12 protein-coding genes are annotated in these 14,862 nt (G+C 72.5%); 4 read left to right on the forward strand and 8 right to left on the reverse strand.

The window, feature by feature from the left end; all coding sequences use genetic code 11:
* Positions 1 to 87 precede the first annotated feature (87 nt).
* Positions 88 to 1,776, forward strand: coding sequence for a PKD domain-containing protein (locus AB0M76_RS01615; RefSeq protein ID WP_365950981.1), 1,689 nt, complete (start codon positions 88 to 90; stop codon positions 1,774 to 1,776).
* Positions 1,777 to 1,880: 104 nt separating this feature from the next.
* Here the strand turns inward: AB0M76_RS01615 and AB0M76_RS01620 are convergent, their stop codons facing one another.
* A complete protein-coding gene (locus tag AB0M76_RS01620; protein ID WP_365950982.1) occupies positions 1,881 to 2,435 on the reverse strand; it encodes an Lrp/AsnC family transcriptional regulator in 555 nt (184 codons plus the stop codon).
* Between the two features lie 202 nt (positions 2,436 to 2,637).
* On the opposite strand from AB0M76_RS01620, the gene pdhA reads away from it, so the two are divergent.
* The 3 genes from pdhA to AB0M76_RS01635 are packed head-to-tail and all read left to right on the forward strand — an operon-like array spanning position 2,638 to position 6,079.
* Positions 2,638 to 3,774, forward strand: coding sequence for a pyruvate dehydrogenase (acetyl-transferring) E1 component subunit alpha (gene pdhA / locus AB0M76_RS01625; RefSeq protein WP_365950983.1), 1,137 nt, complete (start codon positions 2,638 to 2,640; stop codon positions 3,772 to 3,774).
* On the forward strand, positions 3,771 to 4,769 hold the full coding sequence (locus AB0M76_RS01630) for an alpha-ketoacid dehydrogenase subunit beta (protein ID WP_030292747.1): 999 nt from the start codon (positions 3,771 to 3,773) through the stop codon (positions 4,767 to 4,769). Before pdhA ends, AB0M76_RS01630 begins: the two co-directional genes overlap by 4 nt.
* Positions 4,769 to 6,079, forward strand: coding sequence for a dihydrolipoamide acetyltransferase family protein (locus tag AB0M76_RS01635; RefSeq protein ID WP_365950984.1), 1,311 nt, complete (start codon positions 4,769 to 4,771; stop codon positions 6,077 to 6,079). Before AB0M76_RS01630 ends, AB0M76_RS01635 begins: the two co-directional genes overlap by 1 nt.
* A gap of 111 nt (positions 6,080 to 6,190) precedes the next feature.
* On the opposite strand, the gene AB0M76_RS01640 is transcribed toward AB0M76_RS01635, so the two are convergent.
* From AB0M76_RS01640 to AB0M76_RS01670, 7 genes are all read right to left on the reverse strand, one after another.
* A complete protein-coding gene (locus AB0M76_RS01640; protein WP_365950985.1) occupies positions 6,191 to 7,168 on the reverse strand; it encodes an NAD(P)H-quinone oxidoreductase in 978 nt (325 codons plus the stop codon).
* A gap of 58 nt (positions 7,169 to 7,226) precedes the next feature.
* A complete protein-coding gene (locus AB0M76_RS01645) occupies positions 7,227 to 8,327 on the reverse strand; it encodes a potassium channel family protein (protein ID WP_365950986.1) in 1,101 nt (366 codons plus the stop codon).
* Positions 8,315 to 9,628 carry a molybdopterin molybdotransferase MoeA gene (locus AB0M76_RS01650; protein WP_365950987.1) on the reverse strand — a complete coding sequence of 438 codons (1,314 nt, stop codon included), beginning with the start codon at positions 9,626 to 9,628 and terminating at the stop codon, positions 8,315 to 8,317. The genes AB0M76_RS01645 and AB0M76_RS01650 overlap by 13 nt, the downstream gene beginning before the upstream one ends.
* Positions 9,625 to 10,506: an NTP transferase domain-containing protein gene (locus tag AB0M76_RS01655; protein WP_365950988.1), complete on the reverse strand. Its 882-nt coding sequence runs from the start codon at positions 10,504 to 10,506 to the stop codon at positions 9,625 to 9,627. Before AB0M76_RS01655 ends, AB0M76_RS01650 begins: the two co-directional genes overlap by 4 nt.
* Before the next feature lie 114 nt (positions 10,507 to 10,620).
* Positions 10,621 to 11,154: a bacterial proteasome activator family protein gene (locus tag AB0M76_RS01660; RefSeq protein WP_030292759.1), complete on the reverse strand. Its 534-nt coding sequence runs from the start codon at positions 11,152 to 11,154 to the stop codon at positions 10,621 to 10,623.
* Between the two features lie 93 nt (positions 11,155 to 11,247).
* A complete protein-coding gene (locus AB0M76_RS01665) occupies positions 11,248 to 14,067 on the reverse strand; it encodes an FtsX-like permease family protein (RefSeq protein ID WP_365950990.1) in 2,820 nt (939 codons plus the stop codon).
* Complete coding sequence (locus AB0M76_RS01670) at positions 14,064 to 14,843, reverse strand: ABC transporter ATP-binding protein (protein ID WP_365950991.1); 780 nt, start codon at positions 14,841 to 14,843, stop codon at positions 14,064 to 14,066. The genes AB0M76_RS01665 and AB0M76_RS01670 overlap by 4 nt, the downstream gene beginning before the upstream one ends.
* Between the last annotated feature and the right edge of the window lie 19 nt (positions 14,844 to 14,862).

The raw sequence follows: 14,862 nt of genomic DNA on the forward strand, positions 1-14,862 counted from the left end.
CATATTTTCTGATCGATCGCCGTGCGGGTCTGTACGATGAGCACGCTTTCGAACATGTTCAAGCAGTAATAGAAAATGGGGGGGCCGGTGCGCAGTCGCCGTCTCGTAGTTTCCGCTGCCGTCGTCGTCGCGGCCAGCGTTGGTTTCATCCCGGGCATGGCCCAGGCGGCCGGTCCGGCCGCGGGTCCGTCCGCACCGGTGGCCAAGGGGGTGTCCGTTCCCGGAGCGGACCTGGGCAAGCTCGGTGCATCCGAAGTCAAGAAGTTCCACAGCCCTGCGGAGCACTCGGTCCGCAAGGCCCTGCCGGCGGCCAAGGGCAAGACCGGCGCAACCGCCCAGAGCGCCGAGGCCGCCGCCGGCAACCCGGAGCTGGGCCTCGTCCTCGATGCGCAGAGCACGTCCGCGCACGGCATCGAACTGCGGGCCCAGGTCCTCAGCTCCCCGGGCGCCACGCTCCGCGTCACCTACAACTGGGGCGACGGGACGACCGACGGCACCGACGCCTTCCCCGGCCAGGAGGTGTCGCTCAAGCACACCTACGCCGAGGTCGGCGAGTACAACGTCAAGGTCACCGTCACGGACACCGTGAACCAGGCCGAGGTCGTCAACGAGCTCCCGCTGTCGACGGTCGGCTCGGACTTCACCCCGTACGCCCCGACCCGTCTCCTGGACACCCGGAGCGGCACGGGAGCCCCGAAGGGCATGGTCCAGGCGTACTCCTCGGCCAAGGTGAAGATCGCCGGCAACGGCAAGATCCCGGCGGGCGTCACGGCCGTGGCCCTGAACGTCACCGTCACCAACGCCGCCAACCCGGGGCACGTCACGGCCTTCCCCGGCGGCGGCACGCGTCCGACCACCTCGAACCTCAACTTCGAGGCCGGCCAGACCGTCCCGAACCTGGTGGTCGTGCCGGTCGGCAAGGACGGCACCGTCGAGCTCTACAACGGCAGCTGGACCGCGGTCGACCTGATCGCCGACATCACCGGCTACTTCACCCGCACCGCGGCCAGCGGCTACACGCCGATGGCCCCGGTCCGCGCCGTGGACACCCGCTCCGGCCAGGGCGCGCCCAAGGGCCAGGTCCCGGGCCGCGGCACGATCGGCGTGCAGCTCGGCGGCTGGTACGTGCCCGCCAACGCCACCGCCGTGGCGCTGAACGTGACCGCCACCAACCCGCGCGAGGACGGCCACCTGACGGCCTACCCGAGCGGCCAGCAGGCCCCGAACACCTCGAACGTGAACTTCAAGGCCGGGCAGACCGTCGCCAACTCGGTGGTCGTCCCGGTCGGTCCCGACGGGAAGGTCAACGTCCTCAACGGCGCCTGGGCGGGGGCCGACGTCATCGTCGACGTCGTCGGCTACTACAGCCCCGACAGCTCGGGCTCCTTCATGGCGGTCACCCCGGGCCGGATGCTCGACACCCGTGCCTGGGGCCAGGGGCCGATGTACCCCCGTGGCTACATCTGGATGCCCATCTCCCACGGCGAGCAGGGCATCGCGGGCTACGTCCTGAACACCACGGTGACGAACACCAAGGACGCGGGCTTCCTCTCGGTCGCCCCGGACACGAACACGCCGGACCAGTACGAGAGCGGCACCGAGGCGGAGCTGACGCGTCCCACCGCGTCCACCCTGAACTGGACGGCCGGCAAGACCGTCCCGAACCTGGTCCAGGCGAGCTCCGGCGGGGTAAACGGAGTCGTCGACTTCTGGAACCAGAGCTGGAACACCACCGACCTGATCGTCGACATCTTCGGCTACTACGAGACCAAGTGATCTAGCCCCGGCGCTCGTGCACACCGCCCCGGGAACGGCCCTCCAGGCCGTTCCCGGGGCGGTGCCGTTTCTCCCGCCGTTTCTCCCGCCGTTTCTCCCGCCGGCTACTCCTCGGAGATCGCCGGGCCGCCGATCGGGCCGGCGTCGAGCAAGTCGGTCTCCTCGAAGACCAGCAGCGTGCGCGTCGAGAGGACCTCCGGGATGGACTGGAGGCGGGTCAGCACCAGCTCGCGCAGGGTGCGGTTGTCCGGCGTGTGGACCAGGAGCAGGACGTCGAAGTCGCCACTGACCAGGGCGATGTGCGCCGCGCCCGGGAGCTCGCGGAGCTTCTCGCGGACCGTGCGCCAGGAGTTCTGGACGATTTTCAGGGTGATGTACGCGGAGGCGCCCTGGCCTGCCCTTTCGTGGTTGACGCGGGCCGTGAACCCGCGGATCACGCCCTCGTCGATCAGCCGGTTGATCCGGGCGTAGGCGTTCGCCCGCGACACGTGGACCTGCTCGGCCACCGACCGTATGGACGCGCGGCCGTCCGCCTGGAGCAGCCGCATGATCGAACGGTCGATGGGATCCAGGGCGCGGGGCGGTGCCTGTGGGGCGGAAGATGCACCTCCCGGTGGGACCGGTGCGGAACCCGCTGCGGCCATTTGTTCATCCGGCATTGCCCACTGCCTCCCTCTCCTGGACGTCCTGCACCCATCCCAGGGCCCCGGCGCCACTTTGTCCACAGCCTGGAGCCGCCTGTAGCCAAATTGCGCCATCGACCGAACAATCGGTTGGTGAGGCGCCTCACAATCCCCCGGCTACCGAGGGGGGTACCCCCAGGGCGCCCAGACGACTTCCCACGAGGAGGTGTACGCCGCCATGACGGTCCAAGAGCTGCCCGGTGCCGGTGCGTCCTACCGATCCACCCCGCCGCCCGCCTGGAGGCCCCGTACGGATGCCGCCCCGCTGCTCCCGGACCCCGAGCCGTACCGGGTGCTGGGCACGCCGGCCGCCGAGAAGCTCGATCCCGAGCTGATGCGCCGCTGCTACGCCGAGCTGGTGCGCGGCCGCCGCTACAACGCCCAGGCCACCGCCCTCACCAAGCAGGGCCGGCTCGCCGTCTACCCCTCCACCGTCGGCCAGGAGGCCTGCGAGATCGCGGCCGCGCTGGTCCTGGAGGAGCAGGACTGGCTGTTCCCGAGCTACCGCGACACCCTCGCGGCCGTGGCGCGCGGGCTCGACCCCGTCCAGGCGCTGACCCTGCTGCGCGGCGACTGGCACACCGGCTACGACCCGCGCGAGCACCGGATCGCCCCGCTGAGCACCCCGCTTGCCACCCAGCTGCCGCACGCGGTCGGCCTGGCCCACGCGGCCCGGCTGCGCGGCGACGACGTGGTCGCCCTCGCCCTGGTGGGCGACGGCGGCACCAGCGAGGGCGATTTCCACGAGGCCCTGAACTTCGCGGCCGTCTGGCAGGCCCCGGTGGTCTTCCTCGTGCAGAACAACGGCTTCGCCATATCCGTCCCGCTCGCCAAGCAGACCGCCGCCCCCACCCTGGCCCACAAGGCCGTCGGGTACGGGATGCCCGGCCGCCTCGTCGACGGCAACGACATCGCCGCCGTGCACGAGGTGCTGTCCGAGGCGGTCCGGCGGGCCCGGGCCGGCGGCGGACCGACGCTGATCGAGGCGGTCACGTACCGCATCGAGGCCCACACGAACGCCGACGACGCGACCCGCTACCGCGGTGACGCCGAGGTCGAGGCGTGGAAGGCGCACGACCCGGTGCAGCTGCTGGAGCGCGAGCTGACCGCGCGCGGAATGCTGGACGAGGCGGGCATCCAGGAGGCCAAGGACGCCGCCGAGGCGATGGCCGCGACCCTGCGCGAGCGGATGAACGCCGAGCCCGTGCTCGACCCGATGGACCTGTTCGAAAACGTCTACGCGGAGCAGACCGGCCGGCTCCGCGAGCAGGCGGAGATGCTGCGCGCCGAGCTCGACGCGGAGGAGCAGTCGTGACCACGGTGGCCGTGAAGCCGGCGACGATGGCGCAGGCCCTGGGACGGGCCATGCGCGACGCGATGGCGGAGGACCCGACGGTCCATGTCATGGGCGAGGACGTCGGGACGCTGGGCGGGGTCTTCCGGATCACGGACGGCCTCGCAAAGGAGTTCGGCGAGGACCGCTGTACGGACACCCCCCTCGCGGAGGCCGGGATCCTGGGCGCCGCGGTGGGCATGGCCATGTACGGGCTGCGGCCGGTCGTGGAGATGCAGTTCGACGCGTTCGCGTACCCGGCGTTCGAGCAGCTGATTTCGCACGTGGCGAAGATGCGCAACCGCACGCGCGGCGCGATGCCGCTGCCGATCACCATCCGGGTGCCGTACGGCGGCGGGATCGGCGGTGTGGAGCACCACAGCGACTCCTCCGAGGCGTACTACGTGGCCACTCCCGGCCTGCACGTGGTGACCCCGGCGACCGTCGAGGACGCGTACGGGCTGCTGCGCGCGTCGATCGCGAGCGACGACCCGGTGGTCTTCCTGGAGCCGAAGCGGCTGTACTGGTCGAAGGCGCAGTGGAACCCCGAGACGCCGGCGGCCGTGCCGGGGATCGGGAAGGCACTCGTCCGGCGTACCGGCACGAGCGCCACGCTGATCACGTACGGGCCCTCGCTGCCGGTCTGCCTGGAGGCGGCCGAGGCGGCGCGCGAGGAGGGCTGGGACCTGGAGGTCGTGGACCTGCGCTCGCTCGTCCCGTTCGACGAGGACACGGTCGTGGCGTCCGTACGCCGCACCGGGCGCGCGGTGGTGGTCCACGAGGCCAACGGCTTCGGCGGACCGGGCGCGGAGCTCGTCGCCCGTATCCAGGAGAAGTGCTTCCACCACCTGGAGGCGCCGGTGCTGCGGGTGACGGGCTTCGACATCCCGTACCCGCCGCCGATGCTGGAGAAGCACCATCTGCCCGGTGTGGACCGGATCCTGGACACCGTGGCCCGCCTGCAGTGGGAGAACTGATGCCGCAGGTAATGGAGTTCAAGCTCCCCGATCTCGGGGAGGGACTGACCGAGGCCGAGATCGTCCGCTGGCTGGTGGCGGTGGGCGACGTCGTCGCCATCGACCAGCCGGTGGTCGAGGTCGAGACGGCCAAGGCGATGGTGGAGGTGCCGTGCCCGTACGGCGGTGTGGTCACCGCCAGGTTCGGGGAGGAGGGCACGGAACTCCCCGTCGGAGCACCGCTGATCACGGTGGCGGTGGGTGCGGGCGCGGACGAGGTGGTGGAGCCCGAGGACTCCGGCTCGGGCAACGTCCTGGTCGGCTACGGGACGGACCACTCGCGCACGGCGCGTCGGAGGCGGGTGCGACCTGGCTCCGCAGCGCCGGCTGTCGCCGCTGCTCCCGCACCCGCTCCCGCTCCCGCACCCGCTCCCGCTCCCGCTCCTGCTCCCCTTGCGACCGGTCCCGTCGCGGTGATCTCGCCGCTGGTGCGCAAGCTGGCGCGGGACCACGGGATCGACCTGCGCGCGCTGCGCGGGTCCGGGCCCGAGGGCCTGATCCTGCGCTCGGACGTCGAGGCGGCGCTCCGCGCGCCGGAGCCGGCGGCCGTCCCTGCTTCCGCCCCCGTGGCGGCCGCGGTGAGCGGTGAGCGGATTCCGCTGAAGGGCCTGCGGGGCGCGGTGGCCGAGAAGCTGTCGCGCAGCCGCCGGGAGATCCCGGACGCCACGTGCTGGGTCGACGCCGATGCGACCGAGCTGATGGCGGCGCGGGCCGCGATGAATGCCGTGGGCGGGCCGAAGATCTCCGTGCTCGCGCTGCTGGCCCGGATCTGCACGGCTGCGCTGGCGAAGTACCCGGAGCTCAACTCGACCGTGGATCTGGCGGCGAACGAGATCGTGCGGCTGCCGTCCGTGCACCTGGGCTTCGCGGCGCAGACGGAGCGCGGCCTGGTCGTCCCGGTGGTCCGGGACGCGCAGACGCGCGGCGCCGAGTCCCTGTCGGCGGAGTTCGCCCGCCTCACCGAGGTGGCCCGGGCCGGGAAGCTGGCTCCGGCCGACCTGACGGGCGGGACGTTCACCCTGAACAACTACGGGGTGTTCGGCGTGGACGGCTCCACGCCGATCATCAACCACCCGGAGGCGGCGATGCTCGGCGTCGGCCGGATCGTGGCGAAGCCGTGGGTGCACGAGGGTGAGCTGGCGGTCCGGAAGGTCGTCCAGCTGTCGCTGACCTTCGACCACCGCGTCTGCGACGGCGGCACGGCCGGTGGGTTCCTGCGGTACGTGGCCGACTGCGTGGAGTCCCCGGCGGTGCTTCTGCGTTCGCTGTAACGGGGGCCCTGCGGGGCTTGTCCCCGCCCCGCCCTTCTCCCTCCCCCCGGACGAAGTCTGGGGGGAGGGAGAAGGGCGGGGCGGGGAGAGAGCTCCGCGCAGCGGGACCCGTCAGGTGGTCAGGAGCAGCTTGCCCACGTGCGTGCTCGATTCCATCGTGCGGTGGGCCTCGGCGGCGTCCCGCATGGGGAAGGTGGCATGGACCACCGGGCGGACACGGTCCGCAGCAACCAGCGGCCACACATGCTCCCGTACGGCCGCGACGATGGCCGCCTTCTCCGCCGCCGGCCGCGCCCGCAGGGAAGTGGCCGTGATCGCCGCCCGCTTCGCCAGCAGCGCGCCCAGGTTGAGCTCGGCCTTCACCCCGCCCTGGAGCCCGATCACCGCGAGCCGGCCGTTCACGGCCAGGGCGTCCAGGTTCCGTGCCAGATACTTCGCGCCCATGATGTCCAGGATCACGTCCGCGCCGGCGCCGCCCGTCGCGGCCCGCAGCTCCGCCACGAAGTCCTGCTCGCGGTAGTCGATCAGGATGTCCGCGCCCAGCTCCTTGCAGCGGGCCAGCTTCTCCGGGCCGCCGGCCGTCACCGCCACCGTCGCGCCGACCGCCTTCGCCAGCTGGATCGCCATCGTGCCGATGCCGCTGGAGCCGCCGTGCACCAGCACCGTCTCGCCGGGGCGAAGCCCCGCCACCATGAACACGTTCGACCACACGGTGCAGACCACCTCGGGCAGCGCTGCCGCCGTCACCAGGTCCACGCCGGCCGGGACCGGCAGCAGCTGACCCGCCGGGACGGCGACCCGCTCCGCGTACCCGCCGCCGCCGAGCAGCGCGCAGACCTCGTCGCCCACCGCCCAGCCGGACACCCCCGGCCCTACGGCGGCGATCCGCCCCGAGCACTCCAGGCCGGGATAGCGGGAGGCGCCGGGCGGGGGCTCGTAGAACCCCTGGCGCTGGAGGACGTCGGCGCGGTTCACGGCGCTCGCCGCGACGTCGACGAGGACCTCGCCCTCGCCGGCCACCGGATCGGGTACCTCGGCCCAGACGAGGGCCTCGGGGCCGCCAGGCTGTTCGATGGTGATCGCATGCATGGCCCGGAGGGTACGCCAACGCGGCGCCCCACCGGCTACGCGGCCTCGGGGAAGCCGCTTAGTCGGCGGGTCCCCTCGTCATCGGCGGCGAGGCGAGCGGCGCCGCGCGCACGATGGTGATGAGACGGTCCGTCAGCTGGAGCGGGCTCGCGTGCGGGTCGTCGTACGCGAGCAGCCGGTGCCCGCGCAGCACGCTCACCACCAGGTCCTCCGTCTCCCGTACTCCCTTGCCGGCCTCGGCCTTCTTCACGGGCCGTTCCACCAGGTCCAGCCCGCTGCCCTGGTGGATCAGGTCCTCCATCACCGTGCCGGCGCTCGGGCTCAGCACCGAGAGCCCCAGCAGCCGGCCGGCCGCGCTCGCGCTCGTGATGACCGCGTCCGCACCCGACTGGCGCAGCAGCGGCGCGTTCTCCTCCTCGCGGACCGCCGCGACGATCTTCGCGCCGCGGTTCATCTGCCGAGCCGTCAGCGTGACCAGCACGGCGGTGTCGTCGCGCTGCGTGGCGATGACGATCTGACGGGCCTTCTGGAGCTCGGCACGGAGCAGTACATCGGAGCGGGTGGCGTCCCCCACGACTCCGGTGAAGCCCTCCGCGTTGGCCGTGTCGATCACCTTGGCGCTCGGGTCCACGATGACGACCTGCTCCTTCGGGAGGCCGGTGGCCAGCAGCGTCTGCAGGGCGGAGCGGCCCTTGGTGCCGAAGCCGACGACGACCGTGTGCTCACGCAAGTTCTTCCTCCAGCGGCTCAGCCGCCACTCTTCGCGGGTCTTCTCGGTCAGGACTTCCAGCGTGGTTCCGACCAGGATGATCAGGAAGAGCACGCGCAGGGGCGTGATCAGCAGGATGTTGGTCAGCCGCGCGCTGTCGCTGTACGGGACGATGTCGCCGTATCCGGTCGTCGACAGGGTCACCGTGGCGTAGTAGACGCAGTCGAGGAAGTCGACCGTCTCGTTGGCGTTGTCGTGGTACCCGTCGCGGTCGAGCCACACGATCAGGACCGTCAGGAACAGCACGAACAAGGCCATCAACAGGCGTTTGCCGACCTGCCGGAGCGGTTTCTCCACCACGCGCTTGGGCAGTTTGATGCGGCGTGAGGCGAGTTTCTCGTCGGCGCCACGGGCCATCGCGTCCTGGCCGTGGAGTTTCACGTGAAACATCCTCCCGAGACCCACGGCAGATCCAGGATCTCGAGGTCCTGCCCGTCGTGCGCTCCGTGCGGCGGTACGACGGCCAGCCCGTCGGCGGCGGCCACGCCGCGCAGCATCGCGGGGCCGTTGTAGCGCAGCGGTACGGCGTGCTCGTCGGTCAGCAGCACGGGCACGAGCCGGGTGTCGTACGGGTGGCCGGGTACGTCACCCTGCACCGGGACCGTGTACCGGGGCCGCTGGCGGCGGCCGGCGAGGGCGCGCAGCAGCGGTTCGGCGAGGGTCAGCAGCCCGGAGACGGCGGCGAGCGGGTTGCCGGGCAGGCCGACCAGGTGGCGGACCGGGTCCTGGCCGGAGGCCCTGTCGCCGAGCCGGGCCAGCAGCATGGGGTGCCCGGGGCGTACGGCGACCCCGTCGACCAGTAGCTCGGCGCCGGCCTCGTGCAGGACGGGGTGGACGTGGTCGACGGGGCCGGAGGCGGTCCCGCCGGTGGTGAGGACCAGGTCGGCGTCGGAGCACGTGATGGCGTCCAGCAGGGCCTTGGCTCCGGCCGGGTCGTCGCCGAGCTGCCGGGTGGCGGTGACCTCGGCGCCGAGCCGGGTGAGCCAGGGGCCGAGCATGGGGCTGAGGGCGTCCCGGATCAGCCCGTCGTGCGGGCGGCCTTCGGTGAGCAGTTCGTCGCCGAGCACCAGGATCTCGACGCGGGGCCGGGGCCGGGTGGTGAGTTCGTCGTACCCGGCGGCCGCGGCGAGCCCCAGGACGGCCGGGGTGACGAGGGAGCCGGCGGGCAGCAGCAGATCGCCGGAGCGGCACTCCTGGCCGCGCGGGCGGATGTCCTGGCCGGTGAGGACGGCCCGGTCGGCGTGCAGCTGGGTGCCGGACTCGCGGGAGTGCTCGCTGCGGATGACGGCGGTGGTGTCGGCGGGGATCCGGGCGCCGGTGGCGATCCGTACCGCCTCGCCGTCGGCCAGCGGCTCGGGGCGGTCGGAGCCGGCCAGCACCCCGGCGCCGGGGCGGACGGTCCAGGGGCCGGGGCCGGCGACGGCCCAGCCGTCCATGGCGGAGGTGTCGAAGGACGGCAGATCGGTGAGCGCGTCCAGGGACTGGGCCAGCACCTCGCCCAGCGCGTCGGCGAGGGGGACCCGGTGGGTGCGGGGCCGGACGCCGGAGCCGGCGCGGGCGGCGGCCTCCCGGGCCTGCGGCCAGGCGGCGGCGCGGTGGGCGCCGGCCGCGCCGGACCGGGGATCGCGGCTGACCAGGGCCAGGGCCTCGTCGAGGGCCTGGAGGGCGTGGTCGGCGTCGGTGGGGGTCATCCTGAGCCGTTCTGTTCGGCCTCGGCCTCGGCCTCGGCCTCGGCTTCGGCGGCCCAGCGCAGGGCCAGGTCGGCTGCCTTGCGGGAGGCCTCGGCGACGGCGGTGGCGGGGTCGGTGCCGGTGGCTTCGGCCTGGGCGGCCGCGTAGCCGACCAGGAAGGTGGTCAGGGGGGCGGCGGGCCGGGCGACACCGTGTGCGGCGTCGCGGGCGAGGTCGAGCAGGGTCTTGGTGTCGACGGCGAGGTCGATTCCCAGCTCGGTCTTGACGGCGGTGATCCATTGGTCCAGCACGCTTCCATGCTCCCTGATCCTGGCGCGGGCGGCTGCGAGATCGTCCCAGGTGTCGCAGTCGAAGGAGGCGAGTGGCGCAGTGTCCGTCACCTTTGCCAGATCCAGCTCGGCGATGAGGGCGCGCAGGGGGAGGCCGGAGAGGCTGCCGTGCTCGGTCGCCAGGAGGGCGATCTCGCGGCGCAGGGGTTCGGCGCGGTAGGCCGCGACGAGCGGCTGGTCGCGGCCGGTGGGGTCGCGCAGCAGGGCGCCGTCGCCTCCGGGGGCGGGGGCGTGGAGGAGGGCGTGGACCGTGGCCCGGTCGAGGAAGGGGAGGTCGGCGGAGAGTACGAGGACCAGCTCGGCGGTGGTCTGGCGCAGACCGGCGTCGAGGGCGGCGACGGGGCCGGCGCCGGGCGGGTCCTCCCGGGTCCAGCGGACCGGGCGGGAGGTGGGGCGGCGGCCGCCGACGACGACGGTGGTGGTGGCGTCCGTGCAGGAGTCCAGGACGCGGTCCAGGAGGGCGCGGCCGCCCACGTGGAGGGCGGGTTTGTCCGCGCCGCCGAGTCGTCTTGCGGCGCCGCCGGCCAGGACGATCGCGTCGTAGGTCATACCCATGAGTATGCGCGGGCCATGTCCCCGGTGGGGAGACGTACTTACCGGGGGCTCGAACGCCGGCGGGGCTGGAAGCGCGCATGCTTCCAGCCCCGCCACGCCGTTCGTTGCTTACAGGTACGGGCCCGAGCGGATGGCGCCGTGGGCGTCTTCCTCGTCCGTCGGGGCGCCCGGGGGGAGGGCGCGGCGCATCTGTTCCAGCTGGGCCCGCGCCGCCATCTGCTGCGCGAACAGGGCCGTCTGGATGCCGTGGAACAGGCCTTCCAGCCAGCCCACCAACTGGGCCTGCGCGATGCGCAGTTCCGCCTCGGAGGGGATCGCTTCCTCCGTGAACGGGAGCGACAGGCGCTCCAGTTCCTCGACCAGTTCAGGAGCCAGACCGTCCTCCAGCTCCTTCACGGACGCTGCATGGATGTCCTTGAGACGGACCCGGCTGGCCTCGTCCAGAGGTGCGGCGCGGACCTCTTCCAGAAGTTGCTTGATCATGCTGCCGATCCGCATGACCTTGGCGGGCTGTTCGACCATCTCCGTCACCGGGACCTCGCGCGACTCGTCATCGGCGCCGCCGACCGGCATCCCGTCCTGTCCCACGATCAGGCCGTGCGGGGGGCTGTCCTGCGACCGTTCACTCCTCGGCATCTCCATGCCGTCATTCTCTCGCACACCCTCGTACTCACACGGTGTGCCCCCGTACGGGCGTGATCCACCCTGTACGGGGGCGTGAACGCACCGTGACCGTCAGCCCGCCGCGCGCCGGGCCATGGCGCCGCTGGACTTGGTGACCAGGGCCGCCAGCAGGGCCGCGCCCAGCGGGACCACGACGAGCAGCCCGCCGAGGGTCTCCCACGGCACCGCGATCGGCACGTACAGCACGTCCTTCGCGTCGCCGGCCATCTCCATGAGGTGTTCCGTCTCCCGCCGCTGGACGAGCCGCAGGCCCACCGCCGGCAGGATGCCCGCCACCGAACCCAGGACCACGCCCATCAGGGCCACGACCCCGCACTGGAAGCCGCTGAGCGTCCGCCGCACCCGCGGCGGTGCACCGACCGCCGCCAGGGTCTTCAGATCGGCCTCGGCATCGGCCTGCGCGAGACCGGTGGCGATGCCCGCCGCGCCGATCGTGACCAGGCCCGCGAAGACCGTGAGGGCCAGCATCGTGATGTCGGCCCCGGCCTGGTAGCCGGCTTCGATGGTGACGGGGGCCTCGACGCCGATCTGGTCGATCCGCCCGGCCACCCGCTGCTTCTGGTGGCTGGTGGCCGTGCCGTCCAGGGTGAAGTACGAGGCGAACGGCACGGTGGTCAGCCCGGCGCTCTTGGCCGCGGCGGGCGGCAGGATGAGCTCCAGGCCGTACCCCTCCGTGGTGTCGGACGCCTGGTGGACGGCGAAGACCTTGTCCTCCCCCTTCGGATCGACCCCCGGCTCGAAGGCGTCGTTCTTGTTGTCGATCAGCCGTACGGTGACCTTGCCCTCCTTGACGTTGCGCTTGTCGAAGGAGACGCCCTTGCCCTCCTTCAGGGCGGACGCCGCGCCCGGATCGGTGACCGCGAGCGCCGTCAGCAGCTTCTCGTCGGCGACGACCACGACGAACTGCGCTGAGTGGCGGTTGTACTGGCACCGCGGGTCCTTGCGCAGCGCCTTCTTCTCCGCCTGGCTGAACGCGTCGGGATCCTTGGCCTCGTAGAGCGGGCAGCGCTGCTCCTTGGGCCGCATGATGTCGGCCCGGCCGCAGCCTTCGCGGCCGGTGAACTTCTCGCAGCCGGGCTTGCCGTACGAGATGTAGTCCACGTCCGCCCGTACGGCCAGCGGGAGTTCCTGCGCCACCGCCTCGCGGACGGCGCCCATGTCCTTGCTGCGGCCGAGTTCGTGGATGGTCACCATTCCCGCGCCGTCCGGGAGGTCGGCGATGTACTCGTGGCGGGCCTGCAGCTCCATGCTGTGCTGGTACGTGGCCACCGCGACGGTGCCGGCGACGGCGGCCAGGACGGCGGCCACGGCGGGGGCCGTACGGCCCCGGTTGCGTACGGCGTCGCGCAGGGCGAGCCGCGGCGACAGCGGCAGCCAGCGCCCGAGCCGCCCGAACAGGCCGACCAGCACCGGGGTGAGGGCGACGAGGCCCAGCTCGGCGATGGCGCTGCCGCCCGCCACGACGGTGGCGCCCATCCTGGAGGCCGTGCCGTAGAGGGCGATCGCGGCGCCGGTGGCGAGGGCGATCAGACCGAGGACGGGCAGCACCCGGTTGGCCCGGCGGACGCCGCGACGGCCGGTCAGCGAGGCCAGCACGGTCTGCCGGGAAGCGGTGACGGCCGGGGCGATCGCGGCCAGCAGGCCGGTCACGACGGCGAGCAGGGCGATGCCGAGGATTTCCAGCGGGCGGAACGTGAATCCGCCGAAGCGCGCGCCGAGATACTCCTCCAGCACCGGCCGCAGCCCCAGGGTGAGGGCGACACCGAGGACCGTGCCGGTGACGGCGGCCGCGGCGCCGATGACGAGGCCGCCGGAGAGCACGATGGCCCGGATGTGGCGCCGGTCGCCGCCGTTGGCGCCGACCAGACCGAGCTGGCGGCGCGAGCGCCGGGCGCCGACCGCGAAGGCGGGTCCGGCCAGCAGGCAGATCTCCAGCATCGCGAGGCCGACGACGGTGGCCAGGACGGCCAGTTCGGTGATCGGGAGCTCGTTGTCCCCGTAGTAGTAGCCCAGCTCCTTCTGCTGGACGATGTACGGCACCTCGGATTCGGCCGGCGGGTCGAGGTGCACGGCGCGGGAGACGACCTGCACGCTCTTCGCGTTGAGCTCCTTGACCATGTTCCACGTGAAACCATCGCCGCCGACCTTGACCAGGTAGGTGTCGGTGGCGACCACCCCGGGGACCCCGGCGGCCTGGAAGGCCTTGTCGAGCGGGGTCAGCAGGGTGCCGGGCAGGGCGAGGACCTCGGTCTTCTTGAGCTCGGACGGCAGCTCGTACGCGCCCACGATCCGGTACCAGGCGTCCGAACCGCGTGCGCGGAACTCGGAGCCCACGAAGAAGCCGGAGTCCTCCAGGAAGGCGGTCGTGGCGACGACCTCGCCCGCCTCCTGCGGCAGCCGCCCGCGCTTCATCTCGATCATGCCCTTGACCAGCGGGCTGGCCGCGTCGATCTCCCGCAGGTCGGCTTCCAGCAGGCCGTACCGGGTGCGGATCTTGGTGTGCGCGGTGCTGTCCTTGAGGGACTGCGCGCCCGCCGGGATCACCGAGGTCAGCAGGTTCGGATTCGGCTCCGCGCCGGGGACGTACTTGTCGTAGCCGCCGACGGGCGTCGAGTTCCTGCCCTCGACGTCCTGGTAGACGGGCCCGTTGAGGGCCGAATCGCTCAGCCGGGCGTCCGCCGTACCGATCTGACGGGACACCGTTTGTTCGGGGGAGAGCTGGGCGCTGCGCGTGGTGAGGTCTGCGGCGCTCACACCGACGATCGGCAGGGCGATCATCGCGAGGACGAGGGCGCTGCGTCCCTTGGCCCGCCAGGCGTCGCGGCGGGCGATCCGGATGGCCGCGATCCATGCGTGGTAGGAGGATCTCACCGGCCGGCCGCCTGCCCCGAGAGCAGCGAATCGGCCTGGCTGCGCAGGGTCTCGTCGACCACGCTGCCGTCGCGCAGGAAGACCACGCGGTCCGCCCAGGCGGCGAACCGCGGTTCGTGGGTGACGAGGATGCCGGCGGCGCCCGCGTCGCAGCGCGAACGCAGCAGGGCGAGGACGGATTCGCCGGTCTCGGAGTCGAGGGCGCCGGTGGGCTCGTCCGCGAGGACCAGGCGGCGGTCGCCGACGAGGGCGCGGGCGATGGCCACGCGCTGCTGCTGGCCGCCGGACATCTCGTCGGGGAACCGGTCGGCGAGCTGCCCGAGGCCCATCTCCTCCAGGGCGGCCAGGGCCGAGACGCGGGCCTTGCGCGCGGAGGTCCCGTCGAGTTCACGCGGCAGGGCCACGTTCTCGGCGGCGGTGAGGGCCGGGATCAGGTTGTAGTCCTGGAAGACGTACCCGATGCTGCGGCGGCGCAGCGCGGCCAGTTGCTTGCGGCTCGCGGTGGTGATGTCGGTGCCCTCGACGATGACATGGCCGCTGGTGGGCGTGTCGAGGCCGCCGGCCAGCGTGAGCAGCGTGGACTTGCCGGAGCCGGAGGGGCCCATGACGGCGACGAGTTCGCCGGGGTACACGGCCAGGTCGATCCCGCGCAGGGCGTGCACCTCGGTGGCGCCGCTGCCGTGCGTACGGGTGAGCTTGTCGAGCTGCAGCACGGGCTGAGCGGGCCGTGCGGGCGGTACGGGCTGTATGTGGGGCGCGGACTGCTGGTCAGACATGGGAGGTCCCCCCTGGGAC

It is taken from the genome of Streptomyces sp. NPDC051364 (genome assembly GCF_040682115.1).
Taxonomy (GTDB): Bacteria; Actinomycetota; Actinomycetes; order Streptomycetales; family Streptomycetaceae; genus Streptomyces.

Excerpts from the sequence above, each read along its gene's own strand:
- AB0M76_RS01620 (WP_365950982.1), bottom strand. The coding sequence starts at position 2,435 with ATGCCGGATGAACAAATGGCCGCAGCGGGTTCCGCACCGGTCCCACCG.
- pdhA (WP_365950983.1), top strand. The coding sequence starts at position 2,638 with ATGACGGTCCAAGAGCTGCCCGGTGCCGGTGCGTCCTACCGATCCACC.
- AB0M76_RS01635 (WP_365950984.1), top strand. The coding sequence starts at position 4,769 with ATGCCGCAGGTAATGGAGTTCAAGCTCCCCGATCTCGGGGAGGGACTG.
- AB0M76_RS01640 (WP_365950985.1), bottom strand. The coding sequence starts at position 7,168 with ATGCATGCGATCACCATCGAACAGCCTGGCGGCCCCGAGGCCCTCGTC.
- AB0M76_RS01645 (WP_365950986.1), bottom strand. The coding sequence starts at position 8,327 with ATGTTTCACGTGAAACTCCACGGCCAGGACGCGATGGCCCGTGGCGCC.
- AB0M76_RS01650 (WP_365950987.1), bottom strand. The coding sequence starts at position 9,628 with ATGACCCCCACCGACGCCGACCACGCCCTCCAGGCCCTCGACGAGGCC.
- AB0M76_RS01655 (WP_365950988.1), bottom strand. The coding sequence starts at position 10,506 with ATGACCTACGACGCGATCGTCCTGGCCGGCGGCGCCGCAAGACGACTC.
- AB0M76_RS01660 (WP_030292759.1), bottom strand. The coding sequence starts at position 11,154 with ATGGAGATGCCGAGGAGTGAACGGTCGCAGGACAGCCCCCCGCACGGC.
- AB0M76_RS01670 (WP_365950991.1), bottom strand. The coding sequence starts at position 14,843 with ATGTCTGACCAGCAGTCCGCGCCCCACATACAGCCCGTACCGCCCGCA.